The 26,221-nt window shown below is 48.8% G+C and carries 21 protein-coding genes and 1 tRNA gene; 2 read left to right on the top strand and 20 right to left on the bottom strand.

The annotated features are described in order from the left end of the window. Nucleotides 1-62: 62 nt before the first annotated feature. From aspA to BK816_RS05275, 17 genes are all read right to left on the bottom strand, one after another. Nucleotides 63-1,553 (bottom strand): aspartate ammonia-lyase, encoded by a 1,491-nt coding sequence (gene aspA / locus BK816_RS05195; RefSeq protein WP_083379086.1) that lies wholly within the window; start codon nucleotides 1,551-1,553, stop codon nucleotides 63-65. A 129-nt stretch (nucleotides 1,554-1,682) separates the two neighbouring features. After that, the gene (locus BK816_RS05200; RefSeq protein ID WP_071164228.1) at nucleotides 1,683-2,057 is read right to left on the bottom strand and encodes an acyl carrier protein; all 375 of its coding nucleotides are present in this window, start codon (nucleotides 2,055-2,057) and stop codon (nucleotides 1,683-1,685) included. A gap of 5 nt (nucleotides 2,058-2,062) precedes the next feature. Further along, a complete protein-coding gene (locus tag BK816_RS05205; protein WP_071164229.1) occupies nucleotides 2,063-2,563 on the bottom strand; it encodes a DUF3145 domain-containing protein in 501 nt (166 codons plus the stop codon). 149 nt (nucleotides 2,564-2,712) lie between these two features. After that, the gene (locus tag BK816_RS05210; protein ID WP_071164230.1) at nucleotides 2,713-4,368 is read right to left on the bottom strand and encodes a formate--tetrahydrofolate ligase; all 1,656 of its coding nucleotides are present in this window, start codon (nucleotides 4,366-4,368) and stop codon (nucleotides 2,713-2,715) included. Between the two features lie 137 nt (nucleotides 4,369-4,505). Then, complete coding sequence (locus tag BK816_RS05215; RefSeq protein ID WP_071164231.1) at nucleotides 4,506-5,000, bottom strand: peptide deformylase; 495 nt, start codon at nucleotides 4,998-5,000, stop codon at nucleotides 4,506-4,508. Continuing rightward, entirely contained in the window at nucleotides 5,000-6,808 is a 1,809-nt protein-coding gene (locus BK816_RS05220; protein ID WP_071164232.1) for a proline--tRNA ligase, read from the bottom strand. The genes BK816_RS05215 and BK816_RS05220 overlap by 1 nt, the downstream gene beginning before the upstream one ends. 47 nt (nucleotides 6,809-6,855) lie before the next feature. Then, nucleotides 6,856-8,016, bottom strand: coding sequence for a flavodoxin-dependent (E)-4-hydroxy-3-methylbut-2-enyl-diphosphate synthase (gene ispG / locus BK816_RS05225; protein ID WP_418214804.1), 1,161 nt, complete (start codon nucleotides 8,014-8,016; stop codon nucleotides 6,856-6,858). Between the two features lie 26 nt (nucleotides 8,017-8,042). Then, on the bottom strand, nucleotides 8,043-9,284 hold the full coding sequence (locus BK816_RS05230; protein ID WP_071164234.1) for a M50 family metallopeptidase: 1,242 nt from the start codon (nucleotides 9,282-9,284) through the stop codon (nucleotides 8,043-8,045). A gap of 18 nt (nucleotides 9,285-9,302) precedes the next feature. Next, the gene (gene dxr / locus BK816_RS05235) at nucleotides 9,303-10,526 is read right to left on the bottom strand and encodes a 1-deoxy-D-xylulose-5-phosphate reductoisomerase (RefSeq protein WP_071164235.1); all 1,224 of its coding nucleotides are present in this window, start codon (nucleotides 10,524-10,526) and stop codon (nucleotides 9,303-9,305) included. An 8-nt stretch (nucleotides 10,527-10,534) separates the two neighbouring features. Then, on the bottom strand, nucleotides 10,535-11,083 hold the full coding sequence (locus tag BK816_RS05240) for a DivIVA domain-containing protein (protein ID WP_071164236.1): 549 nt from the start codon (nucleotides 11,081-11,083) through the stop codon (nucleotides 10,535-10,537). After that, nucleotides 11,064-12,332, bottom strand: a complete 1,269-nt coding sequence (gene rlmN, locus BK816_RS05245) for a dual-specificity RNA methyltransferase RlmN (RefSeq protein WP_071164237.1) — start codon at nucleotides 12,330-12,332, stop codon at nucleotides 11,064-11,066. Before rlmN ends, BK816_RS05240 begins: the two co-directional genes overlap by 20 nt. Nucleotides 12,333-12,334: 2 nt before the next feature. Next, nucleotides 12,335-13,237, bottom strand: coding sequence for a phosphatidate cytidylyltransferase (locus tag BK816_RS05250; RefSeq protein WP_083379087.1), 903 nt, complete (start codon nucleotides 13,235-13,237; stop codon nucleotides 12,335-12,337). A gap of 3 nt (nucleotides 13,238-13,240) precedes the next feature. Further along, nucleotides 13,241-13,798 (bottom strand): ribosome recycling factor, encoded by a 558-nt coding sequence (gene frr / locus BK816_RS05255; protein ID WP_071164238.1) that lies wholly within the window; start codon nucleotides 13,796-13,798, stop codon nucleotides 13,241-13,243. 3 nt (nucleotides 13,799-13,801) lie between these two features. Next, nucleotides 13,802-14,533, bottom strand: coding sequence for a UMP kinase (gene pyrH, locus BK816_RS05260; RefSeq protein ID WP_071164239.1), 732 nt, complete (start codon nucleotides 14,531-14,533; stop codon nucleotides 13,802-13,804). 180 nt (nucleotides 14,534-14,713) lie between these two features. Continuing rightward, nucleotides 14,714-15,553, bottom strand: coding sequence for a translation elongation factor Ts (gene tsf, locus BK816_RS05265; protein WP_071164240.1), 840 nt, complete (start codon nucleotides 15,551-15,553; stop codon nucleotides 14,714-14,716). A gap of 26 nt (nucleotides 15,554-15,579) precedes the next feature. Then, nucleotides 15,580-16,467, bottom strand: a complete 888-nt coding sequence (gene rpsB, locus BK816_RS05270; RefSeq protein WP_071164241.1) for a 30S ribosomal protein S2 — start codon at nucleotides 16,465-16,467, stop codon at nucleotides 15,580-15,582. Nucleotides 16,468-16,892: 425 nt separating this feature from the next. Beyond that, nucleotides 16,893-16,980, bottom strand: a tRNA-Leu gene (locus tag BK816_RS05275). Nucleotides 16,981-17,152: 172 nt separating this feature from the next. Here BK816_RS05275 and BK816_RS05280 point away from each other — a divergent pair. Both BK816_RS05280 and BK816_RS05285 read left to right on the top strand, forming a co-directional pair. Beyond that, entirely contained in the window at nucleotides 17,153-17,809 is a 657-nt protein-coding gene (locus BK816_RS05280) for an HAD hydrolase-like protein (protein WP_170299669.1), read from the top strand. A gap of 20 nt (nucleotides 17,810-17,829) precedes the next feature. Further along, entirely contained in the window at nucleotides 17,830-19,047 is a 1,218-nt protein-coding gene (locus tag BK816_RS05285) for an AI-2E family transporter (RefSeq protein ID WP_071164243.1), read from the top strand. Nucleotides 19,048-19,086: 39 nt separating this feature from the next. Here BK816_RS05285 and BK816_RS05290 read toward each other — a convergent pair whose 3' ends face one another. The 3 genes from BK816_RS05290 to BK816_RS05300 form a co-directional block, all read right to left on the bottom strand. Beyond that, entirely contained in the window at nucleotides 19,087-22,212 is a 3,126-nt protein-coding gene (locus BK816_RS05290) for an error-prone DNA polymerase (RefSeq protein ID WP_071164244.1), read from the bottom strand. 126 nt (nucleotides 22,213-22,338) lie between these two features. After that, nucleotides 22,339-25,569, bottom strand: coding sequence for a DEAD/DEAH box helicase (locus BK816_RS05295; RefSeq protein ID WP_071164245.1), 3,231 nt, complete (start codon nucleotides 25,567-25,569; stop codon nucleotides 22,339-22,341). After that, nucleotides 25,553-26,194 carry a thymidine kinase gene (locus tag BK816_RS05300; RefSeq protein WP_071164246.1) on the bottom strand — a complete coding sequence of 214 codons (642 nt, stop codon included), beginning with the start codon at nucleotides 26,192-26,194 and terminating at the stop codon, nucleotides 25,553-25,555. Before BK816_RS05300 ends, BK816_RS05295 begins: the two co-directional genes overlap by 17 nt. Nucleotides 26,195-26,221 lie beyond the last annotated feature (27 nt).

Genomic DNA, 26,221 nt, shown 5'->3' on the forward strand with positions numbered 1-26,221 from the left:
TTTAGTCAAATAGTTGGGGCCCAAGCAAATTGCTTGGGCCCCAACTATTTGTTTAACGCCAACTACATTTCATCGTAGTTTGGAATCGGAAGAATAGGTGCGAACTCTTCTGGCACTGGTTCATTCTCATCGAAGTTTTCTTCCAGGATGCCGTGGTACGCCGGCGTAGCTAGATTGTCTGGGCTGAGGATTTCATCAACTTCTTCTTCAGTCAAGAGTCCCTTAGCAATTACTAGGTCTCTAACTTGTGCCCCAGTTGCTGCTGCTTCCTTACCAATCGCATCACCATTAGCGTGACCAATGATGTCATTGAAATAGGTAATAATGCCGATAGAGTTCATCACGTAATCGTGGCAAGCTTCCCGGTTCGCTTCCAAACCTTCCACACAGAACTCACGTAGTGTTCGGCAACCGTTAGTGAGCAGTACTAGTGATTCGTGCAAAGCTTCCATGATGACTGGCTCCATGACGTTCAACTGTAGCTGTCCTGCTTGTGCGGCCATGGTCACCGTCACGTCGTTTCCAAAAACCTTAAAACAGACTTGGTTCACAACTTCAGGAATTACCGGATTTACCTTTGCCGGCATGATCGAAGAGCCTGCGGCTCGCTGTGGTAGTTTGATTTCTGCGAGGCCGGCGCGTGGACCGGAAGAAAGTAGTCGCAAATCATTACAAATCTTAGCGAGCTTAGTAGCCGTGCGTTTCAAAGTACCATGCATGGAAACATAAGCCCCAGTGTCTTGGGTCGCTTCGATCAAATTCGAGGCACCAACGATCGGAGAATCTGTAACTTCACGCAGACGTTCCACTACCCTCTCTCGATACCCAGGAGGGGTATTTAGTCCGGTACCGATAGCAGTGGCACCTAGATTGGTTTCCAACAATAGATTGGCATTATTTTCCAAACGTGCGTCTTCTTCTGCTAAGTTCACAGCGAAGGCAGCCATTTCTTGTCCCAGAGTCATAGGCACGGCATCCTGCAACTGGGTACGTCCCATCTTTAGAACATCCCGGAACTCGAGACCTTTGTCAGCAAATGCCTGAACGAGCCGCGCTAGTTCCACTCGGAAAGCTTGCACTTGTTCGTAAAAGGCTAGGCAAAGCCCCGTCGGAAATGTGTCATTAGTTGATTGCGAGCGGTTGAGGTGATCATTAGGATCTAGGACTTGATAATCACCGCGTGGACGCCCCATCATTTCCAGAGCAAGATTGGCAATAACCTCATTGGTGTTCATATTCACCGAGGTTCCTGCGCCACCTTGGAACTGATCGATCGGGAACTGATCCATACACAGGCCCTTGTCCAAGATAGCATCGCATGCTTTAACGATTGCCTTCACACGCCACTTTCGCATGGTACCAAGGTCGCCATTAGCAAGGGCGCAAGCTTTCTTAACTTTTACCATGGCCCGGATCATTTCCGGGTATTGATTCATGGTCCTGCCCGAGATCTGGTAGTTTTCCATAGCTCTTAGGGTATGGATTCCCCAGTACACATCAGCGGGTACTTCGCGCGCCCCAAGCAGGTCATGTTCTAAACGAGTGGCTGTCATAGCAAACTCCGTGGTTCGATAGAGCGCCGTATTATCGGCATTGCACGATAATTCTAGGGCCTTGTTCCTATCCTCGCGACCTCAATCGTAAGAAAAATAGCTTCCAGAAAATTTTTCTTTATTTTGCTTTTAAATCTGTGGGTTTTCTATCGAAGCGAAGATATCTTCTAGAGTTTTCCAGTTCAAAATTTCACTGTCTGGCAAAGTAATCTTTAGTTCTTGTTCGATAGCAGTAGCTACTGTCCAACGTGCAATCTTGCCCAGTCCAGCTTGAGTTAAAGAAAGCGCAGGAGTCATTTCCTCGGGCGCTATCGCCAAATGAGGTAAGAGGATCCTGACTACTTCCTCTTTTTGGGACTCAGTGGTTGCTACTTGCTCCGCTTGAGATTCTGCCGTTAACCCGCCCTCGATAGGATCATCTGGCGTATCCTCATCTTGCGACATCGGGTCTGCTTCGGCCTCTAGGGCAGCCTTTAACGCGGCAAGTTCTTCTAATCCAGCCATAGTGCTTAGCCTACTCTATGTAGCCATCGAACTGGTACCCCGTCACCGGCGTAGCGGAATGGTTCTAGTTCCTCATCCCAAGCAGTTCCAAGTGCTAGTGAAAGACGGGAACGGAATTCTTGATCGTTTTTACTTTCGAACATTGCTTGACGAATTCGATCTTCAGGCACTACGGTGTTCCCGCATGTGTCCATTTGTGCATGGAAAATACCAAGTTCGGGGGTATGGGACCAACGTGAACCATCGGTCGAAGCAGTAGCTTCTTCAGTTACTTCGAAGCGCAGATGATCCCATCCTCTCAAAGCGGAGGTGAGTTTTGCGCCCGTGCCAATCGGTCCAGTCCAAGCCACCTCACATCGAACAAAATCAGGGGCTGCTGGTTGCGCGGTCCAGACAAGTTTTACCGGATAACCCAAAACATCAGTTGCGGCCCATTCAATATGTGGGCATAACGCCCTTGGCGAAGTGTGCACGAAAAGTACACCGCGGGTCAACGAACCTTTCATTGGTGGCCTCCTAAATATCTGAGGGTCGTCTTCCCCTACGTCCTCAAATTAAGTGGGCACCTGCGCGGCGTGCGTTTTCAGTATGCCGCGCAGGTGCCCACTTGTCAAAGTTTAGCCCTAACGCTTAAGCAGCTTTTTCAGTTCAAACCTTAGGAAAGACCAATAATATTGCCATCTGCATCGACTTCCATGCCCAACGCAGCTGGTTGCTTTGGCAAGCCTGGCATGGTCATCATGTCGCCAGCGACCAGGACAATAAAACCGGCACCTGCACTCAAACGTACTTCCCGAATGTGAAGGGTATGGCCGCTGGGAGCCCCCAAGGCTTTCGGATCTGCGGAGAAAGAGTATTGATTCTTGGCCACACAGATTGGCAAGTTTTCATAGCCTGCAGCTGCGATAATTCCCAGTCGACGTTTCGCTCCGGGGGACCAAGTAACTTCACTCGCGCGATAGACCCGTTTAGCTAGATCCAAGGCTTTTTGCTCGTAACTGTCAGTGAGTTCATAGGCGTGTCGTAGTTCTGGAGTTGGCGCCTCTAGCATTTCGAGTACTGCGTCTGCGAGTTCCAAAGCGCCCTCTCCCCCATTTGCAAAGTGAGTTGAAACGACGACAGGGACTGGTACAAGTTCGCGTAAGGCAGCGATTTCTTCGTCGGTATCCGCCGCGAAGCGATTTAATGCCACCAAAACTTGCTGTCCAAAAACTTCCTGGAGATTCTCAACGTGACGCAAGAGGTTTACTGCCCCAGCTTGAACTGCTTCAATATTTGGCTGATCAAGGTCGGGGCGGGCCACTCCCGCGTTGTATTTAATGGAGCGAATGGTTGCGACGCAAACTACTGCAGTCGGCTGAATCTGACCGGCACGACACTTAATATCAAAGAACTTTTCTGCACCTAAGTCAGCTCCAAAACCAGCCTCGGTAACCACGATATCCGCAAGTTTCTGGGCGGCGTGGGTAGCGGTTAGCGTGGAGCACCCGTGAGCGATATTGGCAAAAGGTCCACCATGAACAAAAGCTGGGTTGCCTTCCAAGGTTTGTACTAGATTTGGACCGAGGACGTCCTTGAGAATCACGGCCATAGCGCCCGCAGCACCAATCTGTTCACAAGTTACAGGATTCTTATCAAGGTCGAGACCAACGACGATCTTTCCTAAGCGGGAACGTAAATCAGCCAAATCAGATGCTAGACAAACAATCGCCATAATTTCTGAAGCGGCTACGATGTCGAATCCGTCCTCGCGAACAAAGCCATTTAACGGCCCGCCAAGACCGACAGAGATTTGGCGTAGAGCGCGGTCGTTCATATCAACTACACGTTTCCACCAAATCTGTCGAGCATCTAGGCGTAGCTCATTTCCATGATGAAGGTGGTTATCGATCATGGCAGCAAGCAGATTGTGGGCTAACGCAATGGCCGCAAAATCGCCGGTAAAATTGAGGTTAATGTCTTCCATCGGAACGACTTGCGCATAGCCGCCGCCGGCCGCCCCGCCCTTCATTCCAAATACAGGCCCCATCGAGGGTTCGCGTAGGCAGAGCATGGCTTTCTTCCCACGTAAAGCTAGCGCATCAGCCAGACCGACTGAAGTCGTGGTCTTTCCTTCACCAGCAGGAGTCGGAGAAACAGCGGTAACTAGAACCACTTTGCCTTGACGCTCCTGGGAGAGCTTACCTACATTCACTTTCGCCTTATAGCGACCATAGGGTTCTACTTCGGTAGCAGCTAGTGACAAATCCTTCGCTACTTCGTCAATTTCACGCATTTTGCATTGGCGGGCAATTTCAATGTCACTGAGCATTATTTCTCCTAAGTTAAGACCCCAAGGGCAGAGCAGGACATAAATAAAGATACACCCGCGAGATGACGAGCTATCCTGAGACTAGGCTAGCACATCAAGTCAGCGGGTGTATCCTATTTGCGACTATCTTTTAGTTATCAGTCCATTAGCTTGCGTACTTCACGCATAGCTTTGCCACGAGTAGCACGATCAAGTCGATCAAGGTAGAGCATACCCTCTAGGTGGTCGCACTCATGCTGTAGACAACGAGCCATAAGTTCTTCCCCTTCGACCACCACAGGCTTGCCATCGAGGTCGATCCCAGTAACTCGCGCATACCAGGCACGCTTGGTGGGGAACCAGAGGTTAGGTACCGACAAGCAGCCTTCATCCCCGTCCTGGTATTCGTCAAAATCTAGCGCATCGATCTTGGGATTGAGCACATAGCCAATTTCGCCATCGATATTCCAGGAGAATGCTCGTAGAGACACACCAATCTGGTTTGCTGCGAGGCCCGCTCGGCCTTCCATGTCTACGCCCTCGAGCAAATCTTCCACCAAGGTGCGCACTGCCGCCGATTTAGTGTCGGTGATCGGATCGCAAGGAGTTCGCAGTACTGGGTCTCCAACTACCCGGATCTCACGAATAGCCATCAGTTTTCCTCCTTAGCCTTGGCGATAGCCTCACGAACCGCTTCAGCGGCTTGTTCAACTGGTAGCTCTTCCTTCTCGCCAGTACGACGGTTACGCAGTTCTACCTTACCGTCCTTTAGTCCACGACCAACAACCAAAACAAATGGCATACCCAGTAGTTCGGAATCAGCAAACTTCACGCCGGCCGAAACCTTCAAACGGTCGTCATAGAGTACTTCGAAGTCTTTAGCCAAATCCTTAGCAAGGTTCTGAGCGGTTTCGAAAATTTCTTCGCCCTTACCAGTTGCCAAAACGTGAACTTGGAACGGAGCCAAGGAAAGCGGCCACTTTAGACCTTGCTCATCGCAGTTTTGTTCTGCCAAGGCCGCCATTACGCGGGAGACGCCGATCCCGTAGGAACCCATGGTTACAACCTGCGATTTACCATTTTCATCCAGCACAGTCAGGCCAAGTGCCTTAGCGTACTTCCGACCCAACTGGAAAATATGGCCGACCTCGATACCGCGAGCAATTTCAAGCGGACCAGAACCGTCAGGAGCCTGATCGCCAGGTTTGATTTCAGCTGCTTCGATTACCCCGTCAGCTTCGAAATCGCGGCCCTTAACCAAGTTAACTACGTGCAGATCAGCTTCATTGGCCCCTGCAATCCAAGCGGTACCAGTAACCACACGAGGATCAAGGAAATAACGAACTCCGGCAAGTTCTTCCGCATCATCTGGCTGTCCTGCACGAGCTGGGGACTGCGGACCTAACACCTGAGGGCCAATGTAACCGGCCACTAATTCTGGGTGCTTTGCCAAATCTTCTGGGGTGGAAACTTCGACTTCAGCTGGGGCAAATGCAGCTTCAACTCGCTTCAAGTCAACTTCACGATCGCCAGGCAAAGCAATACCGACCACTTCGCGACGACCATCAGGATGAACCAAGGTCACCATGACATGCTTGAGCGTATCTGCCGCTTCCCAAGGACGGTCTGAACGTGGGAAATCACGATTAGCTAGATCAACCAAATCAGCGATTGTCTTAGCTCCCGGAGTCTTATGCACATGAGCAGCAGGAATCTGAGAATAATCCTGCTCCGGTGGAGCCACGGTAGTCACGGCCTCGGCATTTGCGGCATAGCCACCTGCAGAACGAACGAAGGTGTCTTCACCGATCTCACACGGGTGAAGGAACTCTTCCGAACGGCTACCACCCATAGCGCCCGAAGTAGCGGCACAAATTACTACTTCCAAGCCAAGACGCGCAAAAATGCGCTGGTAAGCACGACGCTGCGCATTGTAGGACTCGTCCAAGCCTTCATCAGTCAAATCGAACGAATAGGCATCTTTCATCACGAATTCGCGGCCGCGAATCAAGCCAGCACGAGGACGAGCTTCGTCACGATACTTAGTCTGGATTTGATACAAAGTAAGTGGCAAATCCTTGTACGAAGAGTACAAATCCTTCACCAACAAGGTGAACATTTCTTCGTGGGTTGGCGCCAACAGATAGTCATTACCACGACGATCGGCCAGACGGAACAAGTTCGGCCCGTATTCATTCCAGCGATTAGTTGCTTCGTATGGCTCGCGAGGTAGCAACCCAGGGAACAAAACTTCCTGAGCACCAGCAGCATTCATTTCTTCGCGCACTACCTGCTCAACCTGACGCAGAACGCGCAGGCCCAAGGGCAACCAAGAGTAAACCCCAGGGGCAACTCGGCGAATATAACCAGCTCGAACCAAAAGCTTGTGGCTATTTACTTCGGCATCAGCAGGATCTTCGCGCAAGGTTCGCACGAAGAAAGATGACATATTACTTAACACAATGTTCCCTATCTGTAAGTCACTTACTGTAGTGTCTGAAAGCTATTTTAAGCTAAAACTTCAACTTCACCCGAACCAGCTTCCAAGCCCATCTTTTCAGCTAGTTCATTTGCCTTTTCAATTAGTGTAGGTACGATCTGGTCTTCGGGGACAGTGGCCACGACCTCGCCCTTAATAAAGATCTGTCCCTTACCATTACCAGAAGCACAACCGAGGTCGGCTTCACGGGCCTCGCCCGGACCATTAACCACACAGCCCATTACCGCCACGCGCAAGGGCACTTTCAAATCCTTCAAACCTTCGGTAACGTCCTCAGCCAACTTATAAACGTCAACCTGGGCACGACCGCATGATGGGCAGGAAACGATTTCCAAAGTGCGCTCACGCAAACCCAAAGACTGCAGGATTTCGATCCCGACTTTGACTTCCTCCACCGGCGGTGCCGAAAGCGAAACCCGAATCGTGTCCCCAATGCCTCGTGACAGCAAGGCGCCAAATGCGGTTGCCGACTTGATGGTGCCTTGGAAAGCGGGACCAGCTTCGGTCACCCCTAAGTGCAATGGCCAATCGCCCTGCTCCGAAAGTAGCTCATAGGCACGGACCATCGTCACTGGATCATGGTGTTTTACCGAAATCTTAAAATCATGGAACCCATGTTCTTCGAACAAGGAGGCTTCCCAGACAGCAGACTCGACTAGAGCTTCTGGGGTAGCTTTGCCGTATTTCTTCAACAAACGTGGGTCGAGTGAACCAGCATTGACGCCAATGCGAAGAGAGCAACCGTAGTCGCTGGCAGCTTGGCAAATATCTTTCACCTGATCATCGAATTTACGAATATTGCCTGGGTTAACTCGTACTGCTGCACAACCACCCTTGATCGCAGCGAAGACGTATTTAGGCTGGAAATGGATGTCAGCAATCACGGGAATATTTGACTGCTTAGCAATCACCGACAAGGCGTCTGCGTCTTCTTGTCGCGGACACGCCACACGGACAATATCGCAGCCAGCAGCAGTAAGTTCAGCAATCTGTTGCAAAGTTGGACCGATTTCGTGGGTTTTGGTGGTCGTCATAGACTGCACTGAAACTGGGGCATCTCCCCCAACTAGGACACTCCCCACCTTAATCTGGCGAGTCTTTTTCCGAGGACGGATTAACTCCCGTGGCTTTTTTACCGTTGGGATCCCCAAAGAAACTTCACTACTCAATTTTTCTTCCATTCCTCACCGCACCGTCAAACTAACGGTGCCACGATATCGGCTACCATAAGGATAACCGTCATAACTAATAATAATCCTGCTACAGCTAAAGATAGTGGCACTAATCGCGCCATGTCGGCTGCCCCTGGATCTGGCTTTCCTTGCTTTTTCGAGACAAATCCACGAGCCCCTTCAAATAAAGCCCCCAGAATGTGTCCGCCATCTAGCGGCAACAGGGGAATTAGGTTGAAGACAAAAAGAGCAATATTTAAGCTACCCAATAAGCTCAAAAATGCGGGAATGCGCATCGCTAAAGTCACGGAGTCTCCCCCGTTGCTCCCAAGTTTTCCTCCCAAAGAAACTACCCCGACAACCGAAAGTGGAACATTTTTTTGCTCTAGGTTATAACCGAAAATTTGGGTAGTCCGTTCGTAAACAGCCTGCGGAAGGCGCATAATCAAGCCTGCGGTGCCGATCATTTGATCCCAAACCATCCGCATGGAACCAGAAATCGAAATTCGCCACACATCAGAATGGGGAGCGATTCCAACTAAGGAATGTCCTTCATATGCTTGCGGGGTAACCTCAGTTTCAGCCAAAGTACCATTTCTGACATAAGTTACCTTGACTGGCTGGTTTGGAGTCGATTCATAAATTTTTGTGCTCAAATCATGCCATGATTTAAGCTCTTGCCCATTCCAAGATTGGATCGTATCCCCTGGTGCTAAACCCGCTTCATGTGCCGCACAAATCTTTGGTTGCGCTTCGCTTTGGCTAACCGTAGCTGAAGTTGCTTGGCATGAGGTAACTTTTTCTAGCGTTAGGGTTGGCTGTAAGGTCCCAAAGACACTGAAAGCAAAAGTAGTAAAAATTACTGCCAGCACAAGATTAGTAAATGGACCGCCAAACATGACGATCACTTTTTGCCACCATTTCAAAAGATAGAATGGTTTCATGTTTGGGTGGTCAGCTATCTCTTTAGCCGATTCCGTACGAGCTTCTATTACCTGCGCAGAATCCTGTTTCCCCTCCCGAGAAGGAATCGGAGTTGGACGTAGCATCCCTAGAATGCGAACAAAACCGCCCAATAAAATAGCTTTTATCTGGTAGCTGGTTGAACCAATTTGTTTTTTCCAAAGGGTCGGGCCAAAACCGATAGCATATTGCGGTACACCTGCGCCGAAACGCTTAGCCGGCAACAAATGTCCCAACTCGTGAATCCCTACAGAGAACACTAAGCCGATCAATAGCACCAGAACGCCAATAATAAAACCCAAAGAATTCCTCCGAAATCCTTACTTAGCTTTCGCCTGAATTAGCTGCCGTGCTTTCGCCGTAGCTGCTTGTGTTACCTCGTTAAGTTCCGCGACACTTTGTGGCACAAGTACTTCATGCCCCTGACAAACTTCCATGACGGTATCAATAATTTTTAAAAATGGGATTTGTTCAGCTAGGAAAGCCTCAACACAAACTTCGTTCGCTGCATTCATCACTGCCGGTGCTGTCCCACCGGCGCTAGCTGCCCATTGGGCTAAACGCATTACGGGAAAAGCTTCCAAGTCTACTGGTTCAAAGTCCCACGAAAAAGGTTGTTCAAATGTATTTGGGGGCGCTACCTGTGAAAGTCTTTTAGGCCATGAAAGGCCAAGAGCGATAGGAATCATCATTGTTGGAGGCGAAGTCTGTGCAATGGTTGAGCCATCGATCCACTGCACCATCGAATGAATGTGTGACTGCGGATGGATCACTGGAATAATATCTGCTGGTGGCACATCAAAAAGCAACTGAGCCTCGATAAACTCAAGGGCCTTATTCATTAAAGTCGAAGAGTTAATCGTCACCACTGGCCCCATCTGCCAGGTCGGGTGGTGCAAAGCCTGAGCTACCGTCACCGACTCGAGATCGGCACGTTTACGTCCTCGGAAAGGTCCCCCCGAAGCGGTCAAAATTAGCTTAGCTACATCACTCTTACCCGAGAGGACCGTGCTGGTTAAACCACGCTCATGGCGCCCGGATTGCAACGCTTGGAAAATTGCGGAATGCTCGGAATCAACCGGCACGATTTGTCCTGGGCGTTTGAGGGCATTAACCACCAAGGCACCCCCGACCACTAAGGATTCCTTATTAGCCAAAGCAAGCGTTGCCCCCGTGCTAAGTGCGGCCAACGTGGGTTCTAGCCCAATTGCCCCAGTAATCCCATTGAGGACCACATCATCTGGCTGAGCTTCCAAAGCCAAGTCAGACGATGCTTCAACCCCAACCAAAAGCTCATAGTTTGGAACTGGCTGCCCAAGTTTCTTCGCTGCCTGAGCAACTAGTTCTGATAGCTCATCATGATGTCCCTTTGCTAGGGCAACACGTGGCACTTGCCAAGTGACAATCTGCTCTGCCAGTAACGATAGATTCCCGCCACCGGCAGCAAGACCAGCAACTTTGAACTTTTCGGGATTCTGGGCAATAACAGCCAAACACTGAGTACCAATAGACCCAGTTGAACCAAGAATAAATACGTTTCGCATTTAAAAGACTATTCGACTGCTAGCAAAACTTCCAACACTCGGTTGAGATATGCATCAACCACAGATTCCTCATAGGCCTTCTTGCCCCGAGCCGCCTTAAAGACTACAGTGCGAACTTGATTTGCCGTCAATTCCTTACCCTCATTAAAGAAGGCAGAAACTAAATCTAAGAATGGATCTACACTCTCAGCACTATAGCCAAGCTGACCCCGTCCTGGGTGTACAAAACGTTCTCCCACTGGACGCAAGAGTCGTGGATACAAAGTAGTTGCACGCTCTGCCACTCGGTCAAGCCAAGCTTGCTGTCCATGTCGAGAAACAAACTCAGCACGATCGCGTTTAATAAAAGCTGAAGCCAAACGGTCAAGGGTAGCATCAACCTGCACGCGATCGTATCCACCCTTTTCATCTGGGAAAACAACGGAGAGTACCTTTGCGGCATTTACCGCAGCAGATTTGCCTTCGTAGGACACCTTAGCGTCAGCCATAAACTGGTTAACTGCGGCAACCGAATAGCCACGGCGCAAGCCACCCACTTTATTGAACATGTCGGACATTTGCTCTCCTTGCTGCAGCTTGATTTCGGTTAACTTCAGTAGCTAACTGCCCACAAGCACCATCAATATCGGATCCACGAGTATCGCGGATAGTTGTAGTAATACCACACTCCCGTAGCTTTTCTACGAAAGCACGTTGGGCAGCCGGAGTTGAGGCTGTCCAAATCGACTCAGGGGTCGGGTTCAAAGGGATTGGGTTCACATGTGCCCAACCACTACCACGACGATTCAGCTCATCAGCTAAAAGTTGAGCACGCCAGACATGATCATTCATATCCTTAATCAACGCATACTCAATCGAGACACGACGCTTCGTAACCTCATAGTAATGGTATGCCGCATCTAAAAGTTCTTTCACTTTCCAACGCGAATTAACTGGGATTAGATCATCACGAAGTTCATCATCGGGAGCATGCAGAGAAACCGCTAAGGTGACCGGCAAGCCTTCTTCTGCCAACTTGTAGATCGAAGGCACTAGCCCAACCGTTGAAACGGTGATATTGCGCGCCGACATGCCGAAGCCTTCCGGCACTGGATCGCAGATACGGTGCAAAGCCTGAACTACTGCGCGATAGTTAACTAATGGCTCCCCCATCCCCATGAATACGATATTCGTTAGGCGTTGGTTTTCTTCGCCGAGGCCGCCCTCGGCGACTGTGGTGATAGCTGCACGAACTTGTTCAATAATTTCACCAGTTGAGAGGTTACGAGTTAAACCCATTTGTCCAGTTGCGCAAAATGGACAAGCCATTCCACAGCCCGCTTGAGAAGACACACAAAGAGTAGCGCGCCCTGGGTAGCCCATCAGCACTGATTCCACTCGAGTCTGGTCAAATAATTCCCAAACAGTTTTGATGGTTCGTCCTTTATCTGCCTTAAGGGAACGAACATCAGTAATCAACGTTGGGAAAAACGTTTCGGAAATTTTCTCATGCATTTGTGCCGGCAAATCGGGCATCTGGGCAGGATCAACAACTTGGCGTCCAAAATAATGACGAGAAATCTGATCGGCCCTAAATGCAGGAAGCCCATAAGCGGTTAGGAGCTCCTTCCGCCCCGCCATGTCAAGATCGGCCAAATGAGAAGGAGCTTTGCCCTTCCTACGCTCATTAAAAGTAATGATTGGCTTGGCGTCAGGAGAAGTTGCCCCCTCTGGTGGCTGATCAGTGGGAAGAACCTGACGTTTTGCTTTAGCTTTCAGCTCGGCCAAGCTCAAGCGCTTGGCCGGCTTTGTTTCATGTTGCTTCATCCCTACCACCCTAACGCAGTATTCATAATTAGGAAACACGCTGGAGCGGTAACTAACAAGGAATCGAGCCGATCCATGATGCCGCCATGACCAGGCAATAGGCTGCCCATATCTTTTAGCCCTAAGTCTCGTTTGAGCAAAGACTCTGCCAGATCACCACAAGTAGCAGTAACGGCGCTGGCCAAACCGAGGACGAGTCCCCACCACCAATTTGCCCCAAGTAGAGTTAAGCCAATCATGGAAACCGCGATCGTTGCCGCGACTGAACCGGCGAAGCCTTCCCATGATTTCTTTGGAGAAATCGAAGGAGCCATAGGGTGCTTTCCAGCCAAGACTCCGGCTGCATATCCCCCAGTATCGTTAGCAACAGTCACTAACACAAAAAGTACAACAGCCCATGGGCCTCCCCGAATAAGCATTAACACCGCGAAGACCGCAAGTAAAGGAACATATCCCAAACAAAAAATTGAGGCAGCAATATTTCTAACAGTCCTTCTAGGACTTTTTCCAGCCAGTAAATGCCAGATAGAAACAACCGCTACAGCCGCGTAGAACGAAACAAAAGCCGCTTCCAAGCCTAGCCGGTAGCCTGAAGTAAGGATACCGACAGCTCCCACTGCCAAAACTGGGAAAGAAATATCAGCACCGGCGCGTTCACAAGCAGTGCGCATCTCTAGCAAGGCAATGATGCACCCGACGCTAGCTAGAATCACGAAGCCGATCGGGTGAATTAGCATGGAAAGTAGCAGTAGAGCCACTAACCCTACTGCTACGCCGATAGCTGCGGGGAGATTTCTTCCAGCTTTAGGGGTCGGATTATGGTGTTTAGGTTCCTGCCCCACTAAGACTGGAGCATTTGCTGCCCGCAGCTTTCGACGACGTTCCTTTATTTGTTCTTTATCCATCAATCAGACGGTAAGCAGTTCTGCTTCCTTGGTAGCTAGTAGTTCATCTACTTGATCGACGTGACGCTTAGTCAGAGCTTCGAGTTCCTTTTCAGCGCGCTCGACTTCGTCTTCTCCAGCAAGACCGTCTTTCTTGATCTTGTCGAGGGTTTCTTTAGCTTTACGACGAATGCCACGGATAGAAACGCGAGAATCTTCTGCTTTGCCCTTAGCCTGTTTGACGTATTCCTTACGACGCTCTTCGGTCAGGACTGGCAAGCTGACTCGAATTACGTTGCCATCGTCAGTCGGGTTAACACCGAGGTCGGACTCGCGGATCGCCTTGAGGATCTCGTTTGTGGCACCCCGGTCAAAAGGAGTGATCAAGACAGTGCGAGCTTCCGGAATCTGAAAGGAAGCAAGTTGTTGCATCGGTGTTGGAGCACCGTAGTATTCCACCATCAAGGAGTTGAACATACCTGCGTTGGCACGTCCAGTTCGAATCTGGCCGAATTCATGACGGCAAGCTTCAATTGCCTTGCCCATCTTGTCTTCGGCTTCTAATAATGCTTCATCAATCATGTTTTATTCTTTCTCTTCTGAGGTAACTAGTGTGCCAATTTCTTCGCCGAGGAGTGCCCGGGTAACGTTTCCTGGTTCATTCATACCGAAGACACGCATATTAACGTTGTTGTCCATGCAAAGTGAGAAGGCGGCAGCATCGACTACCTTCAGACCTTGCGCCAAGGCTTGCTGATAGGTCACGTGGGAAAGCTTCTTAGCCGTCTTATCTTGACGGGGGTCTGCGGTGTAAACACCATCTACTCCGTTTTTAGCGACTAAGACTTCATCACAGCGGGTTTCCAACGCACGCTGAGCAGCGACAGTATCAGTAGAGAAGAATGGCATTCCAGCGCCAGCACCGAAAACGACTACTCTGCCTTTTTCTAGGTGCCGGATAGCGCGAAGCGGAATATAGCTTTCAGCTACTTGCCCCATAGCAATTGCGGTCTGAACGCGAGTGGAAACGCCTTTTTGCTCAAGGAAGTCTTGCAACGCCAATGCGTTCATTACCGTCCCTAGCATTCCTACATAGTCAGCCCGAGCACGGTCGAAACCACGCTGGCTCAGCTCAGCTCCACGGAAAAAGTTACCGCCGCCGACAACTACAGCAATCTGCACTCCAGCTTTATTGGCTGCAGCGATTTGTTCGGCGATTCCAGACAAGACATCGGGGTCAAGTCCGACAGTACCGCCACCGAATACTTCACCCGAAAGTTTTAGCAATACCCGACGTGGTGATTCAACATTGGACATAAGTTTCCTCCTGAACAGGTTTTCAGAGAATACTTTACACGCTTATCCTAGAAAAAGTGCCTAACGACAGGTAAAAACAATGCAATTAAGAAAGATTTGGCGTTTAGTGAAGCGCCAAGCGCAAGGTTTAAAAAAGTTGACCCCCGAAGCCGGGGCTTCGGGGGTCAACAAAGGCTAGAATCAGTTGCCAACCTGGAAACGAACGAAAGCAACCACGTTACCGTTGGAAGCCTTAACGATTTCGCCAACCGAGGACTTGGGGTCCTTAGCAAATGGCTGATCGAGAAGAACGTTTTCCTTGTAGAAGCCGTTCATACGACCTTCCACAATCTTTGGTAGGGCAGCTTCTGGCTTACCTTCATTACGGGTAAGTTCTTCAAGAGTTGCACGTTCCTTTTCAACTACCTCAGCTGGAACGCTCTCACGGGAGAGGTATTCTGGCTGGTAAGCAGCAATGTGAAGGGCAACATCGTGAGCAACTTCAGCAGCTTCCTTATCGGTACCAACCAAAACACCAACCTGTGGAGGAAGGTCTGGGTTGGACTTGTGAAGGTAGGAAGTAACTGCTGGAGCTTCAACACGAGCCAAACGGGAAACAACAATCTTTTCACCGATAACAGCAGCGATACCGTCAACCATATCCTTTACGGTAGCGCCGTCTGCCGGAGCAGCAAGCAACTGGTCAACATCCTGTGCGCCGGATTCCACGGCAGCAGCAAGGACCTTGTCTGCGAATTCGATGAATTTGTCGTTCTTGGCGACGAAGTCGGTTTCAGAGTTAACTTCAACCATTACGCCAACCTGGCCGTCAGCCTGATCGCTAATGCTAACCAAGACCAAACCGGCCGAAGCGGCGCGGCCTTCACGCTTCGAAAGAGACTTGATGCCCTTCAAGCGAATGATTTCAAGAGCCTTCTCGGTGTTGCCTTCAGCTTCATCGAGTGCCTTCTTGACGTCCATCATGCCGGCGCCGGTCTGCTCGCGCAGAGCCTTAATGTCAGCGGTAGTGTAGTTTGCCATGAGTTTTTGCTCCTTTGGTGTAAAAATCAGGCTTCGGGGGTAGCTTCTTCAGTTTCAGCTGGAGCTTCAACCTTAGCTTCTACCTCTTCCACAGCTGGAGCAGCTGCTTCAGTTTCTTCGGTCTTTGGGGCTTCTGCTTCTTCCGAAGCGTTTAGCAATTCGCGTTCCCATTCGGCCAATGGCTGACCTTCAGCAACTTCACCTTCCTGGTTAGCGCGTGCACCAGAACGAGCCACTAGGCCTTCGGCACAAGCATCTGCAACCACGCGAGTAAGCAATGCAACTGCACGGATAGCGTCGTCGTTGCCTGGGATGCGGTAATCAATTTCGTCAGGATCGCAGTTGGTGTCCAAGATGCCAACAACTGGAATCTTGAGCTTGCGAGCTTCAGAAACAGCCAAGTGTTCCTTCTTGGTGTCAACGATCCAAACAGCGGAAGGAACCTTAACCATGTCACGGATACCGTTTAGGGTACGCGATAGCTTGTCCTTCTCACGACGCATCATGAGAAGTTCCTTCTTGGTGTACTGCGAAGCAGCTACGTCTTCGAAGTCAATCTGCTCTAGTTCCTTCATGCGCGAGATACGACCCGAAACAGTCTGGAAGTTAGTGAGCATACCGCCCAACCAGCGGTGGTTAACGTAAGGCATACCAACGCGGGTAGCCTGTTCCTGAACAGCAGCCTGTGCTTGCTTCTTGGTACCAACAAACAAGACGGTGCCACCGTGAGCAACGGTTTCCTTCAAGAAATCGTAGGCGATGTCAATGTCAGCAATAGTCTGCTGCAAGTCGATGATGTAAATACCGTTACGTTCGGTGAGGATAAAACGCTTCACCTTCGGGTTCCAACGACGAGTCTGGTGACCAAAGTGGACGCCAGCCTGTAGCAGTTCGCTCATCTTAACGACAGCCATTATTCTCCTTTTGAACACACAAGTATCCTTGTGCGAGGGCCAAGCCCTTAGTAGTTATTTCGGTTGTTTTCACAGTCACGGTCGTGACTGCGTCCTAGCGCCCTCGGCAAGCTAAACTCAGCGAACTGAGACCAAATACTTACCGAACCCAAGAGTTAAAGGGCGCGCGAAGTCGCCCACCAAGGTGGACGCTAGGAGAAATAATAGCATGATTCACACCTGTAACGAGTCGAGGAAAATAACAAAAACGGTGAAACTACCCACAAAGCGGGAACTACCCTCGAGTCACTATCGCTGCCATGCCAGCGTTTACGAATAAAAGCCAGCGCTCCAATCTTAAACCAGCCGAAGACAGCACCTCACAAAAAGCACTAGCGCCTGATATAGATAGCAAAAACCCCGATCAAATCTGATCGGGGTATCTGTGCGCGGAGGGGGACTTGAACCCCCACTCCCGTAAATTTGGGAACTAGCACCTCAAGCTAGCGCGTCTGCCTATTCCGCCACCCGCGCAATGGGTTCGCGTTTGCGACTGAGATAGATTAACACGATTAGCACCAAATGCAAAACTCAGAAAAGCGATTTAAGCCACACAGCTTTGTTTTTGTTAGGTAAAAGCACGCAATCTAACCCCTTAGGCCTTGTCGAGGCCAATCTTGTCGAAACAACTAGTAATCTTATGGTTATGACCTCTAGCTACAAATATCAGACGCTCTTGTTCGATCTTGACGGGACTATGACCGACTCTTCGGCACCGGTCATGGCCGCCTTGAGAGTTACCTTCAAGGAATTCGGAGTTGCTGACCATACCGATGCGGAACTACAAAAATATATTGGCCCGCCATTGACCGAGTCATTCCGTGAGTTCGCCCAGATTTCCGAGGACGATCTTCCCGCCGCTTTGGAACACTACCGTCAGCAATACCAAGCGGTTATGCTCGAGGGCACGGCCTTCCCTGGGATCATTGAAATGCTCAAGAGTGCACATGAGGCCGGAATTCATACCGCTATGGCAACTTCTAAGTCTGAACCATATGCTCAAGAAATTGCCGATCATCTCGGCTTTTCTCCCTACCTAGACGTCCAAGTTGGGGCGAGCGAAGAGCGGGCCGACAAGTCTGCGGTTATCGCCCACGCACTCAAACTTCTCCAAGATAAATTTGGGGAACTTGGTCAATGCGCAATTATCGGAGATCGAATCCACGATTTTGAAGGGGCTGTCAACAACCAAATTGATTCTATCGGGGCAGCTTGGGGCTTTGGGCCACAAGATGAGCTAGCGCAGGCCACCATGGTCCTCGCCACTCCCCCAGAACTACTTGCCTTAATCACCGTCGAATAACCTCAACTTTGAGGAGCATCATGTCAAAGCCAAGAGGAAAAGCCCTCCGCCAAGCTGCTGCTAAGCAACGCAGAAAAACCCGGCCACTAGTTTCGCTTGGAAATTATGCTCCACACTGGCTGGCACGCGCCGGAATTGATGCTTGGTTACTAATTGGCATCACCATTGTGCTGTGGGGCGCGCTAATGTTCTTAGTGAAGATTCAAGAAGTCTTTTTTGCCGTTTTTCTTGGCCTAATCATCACTGCTATTCTCAATCCAATTGTCACTTTTTTATCGCGTTTCCTTCCTCGACTCTTGGCTACGTTTATTACGCTGATTGGCGCTTTAGCGCTTGTGGTTGGTATGTTCACGTATGTAATTTCATCAGTCGCCGGTACTTGGCCCGTCCTCGTCGCACAGTTCGGTCACGGCATCAATCAGATCGTTGTTTGGGCGGACCGCCCCAGTGTTAACCGTTTTATAAAAATCGACGATGTAGAAAAATGGTTGGCAACCAAACAAAGCGAGGTCCTGCATTACCTCAGCGAGAATACCGGATCGATTGCCAATCAAATCATGACTAATGCGGCCAATGTCACCATTATCATGACGGTCTTGGTATTAGCCATTTTCGTTTCAATTTTTACTCTTTACTCTGGCCAAAAAATGTGGGAATGGTGCCTTAATCAGCTTCCACGTGAGCATCGTTTCAAGACCCATCTTGCCGCTTCGGTTGGTTGGAATACCTTTTCCGGATATGCCCGTGGCACGATGATCATCGCCTCAACTGATGCTTTTATGGTCTTCATTTTCCTTAGCATTCTGGGAGTTCCATTAGCTGCTCCGTCCTCGGTGCTGGTGTTAATTGGTGCTTTTATCCCACTGATCGGCGCTCCCATTGCCATGTTTGTGGCCATGATCGTCGCTTTAGCTACCAAGGGGTGGATCACGGCCCTAATCGTGGGAATTGGAATCTTTGCAATTGGACAACTTGAGGGGCATGTCCTCCAACCACTGATCATGGCTCATCAAGTTAGTCTCCATCCGATGGTTGTGGGCATTGCGGTAGCTGCAGGTACTTTCTTGGGTGGCCTCCTGGGGGCCGTTATCGCGGTGCCTGTTATTGCCGTGATTTGGGCGGTTTATGCTCAGCTTCATGAGATGGATCCCCCGATGATTAATGCCCTACCTACGGTAAAAGAAATGCTTAACCGTACTGGCTGGCATAAGGGAGAAGAAGCTCCCAAAGAGCTCTAAGCTTTATCAGCTTTGTCTTTCATACCGAACACTCAAAGTTCAACAGTAGTCGCGTGAACGAATCTGAAGTTGCGTTTCAATCACTTTGGCTGCGTCGGCATTGAGCACACTGGCTCCCCCATCTCGCTCAACAATTCCGCGAATCAATACGGCTGATGAGGTACCGAGAATCCGATGGTACTTTTGCCAGAATCCAACACTGCAAACTACATTTACTAGCCCAGTCTCATCTTCTAGAGAAAGAAAGGTAATTCCGTGGGCGGTAGGTGGCCTTTGTCGATGAGTGATCAGGCCGCCGAGCCAAATACGTTCCCCAGCTGGTAGTTTCCCCAGTTCACTGTTTAGTTTGATTCCCTGACCTTCAAGTTGTGGCCGCCATAATTCCATGGGGTGGCGCGACATTACTCGGGTGGTAGCTAATTCTTGGGTAATTTTTTCTAGCTGACCGAGGGCGGGTAAGTGCGGCGTGTATAGCCCTTGGGCACTGCCAGCGATTGGCGGTTGATACCAGCTAGGCCCACTAGTTTCGACGCTGCTATAAGGACTTTGCCACAGGGCTTGTCTGATGCTGATTGCTAAACTTTCAAAGGCTCCAGCTTGGGCTAAGCGGTTGAGCGTTTTGGTTTTTAACCCTACTCTGCTCGCTACCTCTGCCATGGTGGTATATGGCCCATGTTGCTGGCGTTCTGTCACAATTTTTTGGGCGACCTCGGCAGACAGCCCTTTAATCTGCAGGAAACCCAAGCGGATTTTTCCCCTAGCCTGTGGGGTTGCGAGCGTGGCTATATTTTCCCAGTGGGATTGATTAATATCGATCGGTTCAATTATTACTTGGTGTCTTTTGGCATCGGCTACCAAAGTAGCTGGTGAGTAAAAGCCCATGGGTTGACTGTTTAATAGGGCTGCGAAAAATACTTCAGGATAATATCTTTTGAGCCAGGCCGAGGCATACACAATATAGGCGAAGCTAAAGGCGTGTGATTCGGGAAAGCCATAAAGCGCAAAGCTTGCTAGTTGTTGGAAGATTTCTTCCGCTACTTTGGCGGGAACTCCTTTTTTCGCCATGCCAGCTAAAAGTGGTTTTTTGATTTCTGCCATTTGTTCGCTTGAACGTTTTGCTCCCATGGCACGTCTGAGGGCATCGGCTTGAGCGGGGGTAAAGTCGGCAACATCAATTGCGATCTGCATTAACTGTTCTTGAAATAGCGGAACTCCTAAAGTTTTTTGAAGCGCTGGTTTAAGTAACGGATGCGGATAAGTGATTGCTTCTTTGCCGGCTCTTCTTCGTAAGTACGGGTTAACTGCATTGCCTTGAATTGGGCCTGGCCGAATTAAGGAAACTTCAATAACGAGGTCGTAAAAGCAACGTGGCTTTAGGCGTGGCAGCGTATTCATTTGGGCTCTTGATTCAACTTGAAAGAGGCCGATAGTGTCGCCTTGGCAGAGCATGTCGTAAACCTTGGGATCTTCCGGTGGCAAGTTATGCAGGTTTAGTTGTTTGCCATCCGTGCCGTTGATTCCACTTGCTTGTAGTTGTCGGAAGCATTTTTGCAAGGCTCCTAGCATGCCAAGCCCTAGTAGGTCGAATTTGACGAGGCCGATCTGCGCGCAGTCTGTTTTGTCCCATTGCAGGATCGTTCTACCTGTTTTGCTAGCCCATTGTAGAGGGCAGACTTCGCTTAAGGGACGATCTGCTAGCACCATGCCTCCTGGGTGAATCCCTAGATGCCTAGGCAGGTGCAATAATTGTGGTGCCATTTTTTGCACGAGTGGTGGCAGTGCGGCAAAAGGATCCGGTTTTCCTGGCATTCTCCGGCTATGCCGAACTTGCCGGCCCATTTCGTTGATTTCGTTTTGGCTGTATCCAGCAGCTCTGGCTACTTCTCTGACTGCAGCGCGTGGCCGGTAAGTAACCACGTTACAAACGAGGGCAGCCCTTTCTCGCCCATAGGTTTGATAAACATAGTCGATAACTTCGTCTCGTCTATCTGACTCGATATCGATATCAATATCGGGTGGTTCTTTTCGTCCGCTGGAGAGAAATCGTTCGAACATAAGCTGATGTCGGTAAGCATCTACGGCGGTAATCCCTAACACGTAGCAGACCACTGAGTTAGCGGCCGACCCTCTCCCTTGACAGAGGATGCCTTGCCGTTGACAAAAATGCACGATGTCATGAACGATCAGAAAGTAGGTTGCGAAGCCACTTTCGGCAATCACTTTTAGTTCATGTTCGAGCTGTTGCCATGCTCCTGGATTAGTTGTTTTAGTCCCGTATCGTTCTTTTGCTCCTGCCGCTACTTTTTCTCTTAGGGTTTTATTCGGATTTTGCAGTTGTTGCAGATTAGTGGGTAAGCGAGGTTCGAGAGAAGATAAATCAAAGGCAATATCTTTTCCCAGTTGATAGGCATTGTCGAGGGCTTGCGGATAATCACGATAATGCTGCGATATTTGTGGCAGACTGCGCAGATATGGCCGTTGTGTCGGGAACGATGCTTGCCCGGCATTTAAAGAAGTATAGGCAGCATTTGCCGCCAGTATGTCTCCTAAGGGGATTTGGTCAGGGTGACAGATTTTGGCGGCACAGGTGGCAACTAACGGAAGACGATGCTTTTGAGCTAGTTCGGCGAGAGCTGCTTGCACCTCTTTCCGTCCGGCTTGTTGCCGATAGGGCATTTCTACCGCCAAGAGGCCTTGAGATACTTCGTTTTTTAGCTGGCCGAGGGCGGTATCCGCTTGCTGGTAATCGAAATACCTACCAGGTTTGAGGTATTTAAGTAACGCCCCATTTTCACTACCGGTCAGCACTAGAGTCGATTTGGGAATCTCTGCCAGACTGTACTTTTGGGGCTGATATTGGGAGGCGTTGAGATTATGTTTCGAAATCAGGGTAGAGATTTGTCTATACCCAGCTAACCTCCAAGCTAGAATCGGGAGATTTCCATGAGTTTGGAAACTGAGTTCACTACCATATCCAACCTTAATTTTTGCTTTTTGCGCTGCCTGATGTATTTGTACAGCTCCGAATAATCCGTCATTATCACAGATGGCTATCCCTGCGTATTTTAGTTTTGCTGCTTGCGCCACGACTTCTGCCGGAAGCGCAGTCCCAGCCAAGAATGAGAAAGCACTGTGCGCATGCAACTCAAAATACCTATCGAACATATGTTCGATTTTATCAGCTTGTGCCCTGCTCCCCTAACCAGATTCGAAAGTATCTTTTTTCTCTCAAATACTATTTAAGGTTTTGTCAATATGGAGGTTACTGGGGGCACAGCCTATTTTGACGTTCTAATCAGATAATAGGTTCTCAATGTCTGAAGCGCTAAGTGTCCCTTGCTTAGCAAGATCTTTAGCACCTTCGACCACCGAAGTAATAATGCTTTGTTTGCGTTCTTGTAGCTCAACAACTTTTTCTTCGATAGTTCCCGCAGAAATTAGACGGTAGACGTGAACTTTTTTATCTTGACCAATACGATGAGCGCGATCTACAGCTTGCGCTTCGGCGGCAGGATTCCACCATGGGTCTACTAGGTAAACATAATCTGCTTCAGTTAACGTAAGACCAGTACCGCCGGCTTTGAGCGAGATAAGAAAAGCGGTTGTGTCACTTTGTTTAAAGTGTTCAATCACCTCTGGCCGTTTCCTAGTAGCCCCGTCTAGGTAATCGAAGCTGATTCCACGATTTTCTAATGCTTTGGCTACTCGTTGTAGGAAACTCGTAAATTGAGAGAAGACCAGCACTTTATGCCCATCCGCTTGAATAGTTTCCAGTTCTGAAGTAAGGAAGTCGATTTTTACACTTTGAATATCTTCATAATCAGCAGATAGTAGCGCTGGATCTATCGCCAGCTGCCGCAATCGGGTCAAGGAACTGAGAATCGCCAGTCGATTATCTTGAATATCTCCTAGCATGCCAAGTATTTTTTGTTTCTCTCTGATTAGGAAGCTGTCGTAAAGCTTTTTATGTTTAGGGTCAAGCTCAAGCCGCACTACTTGCTCAGTTTTAGGTGGCAGCTCAAGAGCTACTTCAGACTTTGTTCGACGCAAAAGATACGGGTGGATTCGATCTAGTAATTGGTCTAGGCGATCTTGATCGCCTTCTTTTTCGATCGCTTTTACAAAGACTTGTCGGAAGAAAGTAGCTTTTGGCAAAAGATTTGGCACACACAACGAGAGTAAAGCCCACAAATCCATAACCGAGTTCTCTACTGGGGTACCGGTGATAGCAAAACACCAATTCGCCTTTATCGCTTTGAGTGCCCGATAGAGTTTAGTCTGAGGATTCTTGACTGCTTGGGCTTCATCTAGGATTAGCCCGCTATAGGTTATTTGCTCGTGCAAGCTCTCGTCTAAACGCGCAACCGCATAAGACGTAATAACGATGTCTGCGTCAGCAATGTTCGCTTCTAACTTGCTTAGCTCATTACTTCGATTAGCCAGCACTACTACTTTTAGCTCGGGATAGAATCTTTGGGCTTCGCTACGCCAAGTTCCAAGCACTGAAGTAGGAGCTACTACCAATACAGGAGAACTATCTTGAAGCTGTTTTTGCTGTTTCAAACTAGCGATTAGCGTCAGCATTTGGAGGGTCTTCCCCAGGCCCATATCATCGGCTAGAATCCCTCCGAGGCCCTGAATTGCGCGCTGGTAGAGCCAAACATAGCCAGACCGTTGATAGCTTCTTAACGTAAAATCTTTATTAGCCGTAAGCGGGGGAACCTGATAGTTTTCCTCCAGTCGTGGAAAGAAGTCTCCCCAATTTTTGGGCGCATTTTCTGCTAATTCAACTAGATCTTCCCAAATGCCAATTTGCGCTTTAGATAACTTTAGTTCCCCAGCTAGGGGTTCATTACTTTTTATCCCATTAAACTGTTGAGATTCAACAATTAGATCTTTAAGTTTCTCAAGTGCAGGATCTGACAAGGAAATGACTTGTTTCCCTTCAATCAAGTACTTTTGTTTGGCGCTAAGCGCTACCAGTATTTTCTTGAGCGGAATTTCTTTTCCTTGAACTTTGACAGTAATCGCAATGTCTAGCCAGTCCATTTCCGGTTTAAAGCTAGGCGATAAGGCGATTTGTACTTCCCCTTCATTTAGCTCAAGTTCAAGCAGCTGAGGATCTACTCGCCAAAATATTTCTCCACTTTTTACCAGCCTATGCAGTTCTTCACGTAGCTGCAACCAAGTGGGTAACGCTAATTGCACTTTTGCATAGGGACGTACTGCAGCCGAGAAAATAGGAGGTAGCTTCGCCCTTAGCTCAGCCAGCTTAGTTTGCAGTCGCTGTTCATCTTCTGTAGGTAGATTCCCAGGGAAGTACCCTTGCGCGTGTTTTTCATCTATTCCCCAGAGCAGCTGGATCTCAATCGCTTTATTGGTAAGGGCAGATACGAGCCAAGTAACTCCAATCCCCCACCTAGTCTGGGGCGGAGCAGGCAGAGACCATTCAGTGTGCGAGGATAAAGTTAGAACATTTGCTAATACAGTAGCTACTTCTGATTCAAAATTCTTCCTAGCATTTTCTGGAATTTCAAGAATGCTTTGCTGTTCAAATTTTCGCAGAAACGCTAAGGGTAGTTGTTCAACACAAGGATAAAGTGTTCTGGTTGTCGATTCGTAGATCAACTTTCCATTCAGATCTGCCACCTGATAGTCCAGAATTTCGATTAATCCAGTTTGCATTTCGTAACATGGCTGCCAAAATCCTAGACGAACACTCAGGGGGCCTTTATCTTTAGAGGAATTCTCAGCTTGGTCAATCCAAAGGCGTGCCAAAGCAGGATAATCTGAGAGTTCGATTATTTGGTCATTAATATCTAGAAATACCAGATTTTGTCGCTTACAAGCAATCAACTTTTCCAACATTTCAGGATGAATTTCGTTTAACTGCCAATAGTCATTAGAGCGAAAACGAATTTGACTAAAGTTTAAAAAATCTAGTAAAGCGCTAACTGCTCCGGCTGAAATGTCAGCCTGATGGTATTGCCCTCTTTGCAAATCGTTGAGGGTACTGAGCGACAACGGAAGAAATTTTTTATCTCCCTTGCGCCGGATTATTGGCATAATCTCAGTGTTTGTCCCAAAACTGAACCGAATACCTAGCTGGCTCGGATCTTGTTGTCCATTAGGCTTCGGCACTATGGCGCCGAATGTATTCAATAATGAACGCCAGTCTCCAGCTCCTTGCATTTGGGCTTGTTCTCGAAGTTTTATTAAAACCGCCGCATTATGCTTACAGTTGCCACCCCTCGGACAGGTACAGCCTAACTGTGGATCCTGAGCAGGACTAAATACTAATTTTCCAGTATAAAGACGCCCTTTTCCTAGAACTTGCGCATAAACCTCTTGGCGGTATTCATCACTCACCAGTTTTAAGGCAAATACTCGCTCATTTTTAGCGTAGTTATTTCCTTGTACATACTCGTTTGCCCCGCATAAAGAGGCAATTACTTCATCGGTACAGGCTAATAAATCTGAGATTAGATCTTCCGGTAAGGCCAGTTCAGGCAGGTTCGACATAGGTTCTTAACCTTCCACCTGATTCCTGCAGATAACAGGCGCCGCACAATGATTCATAAGTAACCGCCACCCCATCTATTGCTACCTGATCACCGATAAAGACGAATTCATCGCCTACTTTTCGGGCATTAAAAATTGCTTTTCTACCGCAACGACAAATTGTTTTTAGTTCTTCTAGAGTGTGCGCAATTTCTAGTAATCTTTGAGCTCCAGGAAATGCTACTGTCTGAAAATCTGTTCGAATTCCATAAGCTAATACAGGGATATTATCTTCAAGCGCAATTCGCAATAAAGAATCAATTTGAGTGGGAGTTAAAAATTGAGCTTCGTCAACGAGTAAAGCCGCTACCGGAGGAATCTTTACTTCAGCTACTAAAGCTTCTGGTTCATATCCTCTAGCCTTTTGACGGAATCGCTCTTGCACATCATCATTGGGGTGAAGTAGCAAATCTACTTCGCGACTAACCCCCAAACGAGAAACAATCTGTTGCTCCCCTTTTGAGTCAATTTGTGGCTTGGCAAGCAGTACTCGCATGCCTCTTTCTTCATAGTTAAACGCAGCTTGTAGCAAAGCGGTTGACTTACCGGAGTTCATTGCTCCGTAGCGAAAATATAGTTTTGCCATTTGCTCCCCTTTGCGATTTTAGCCTGA

This window comes from Boudabousia tangfeifanii (assembly GCF_001856685.1).
GTDB classification, from domain to species: domain Bacteria; phylum Actinomycetota; class Actinomycetes; order Actinomycetales; family Actinomycetaceae; genus Boudabousia; species Boudabousia tangfeifanii.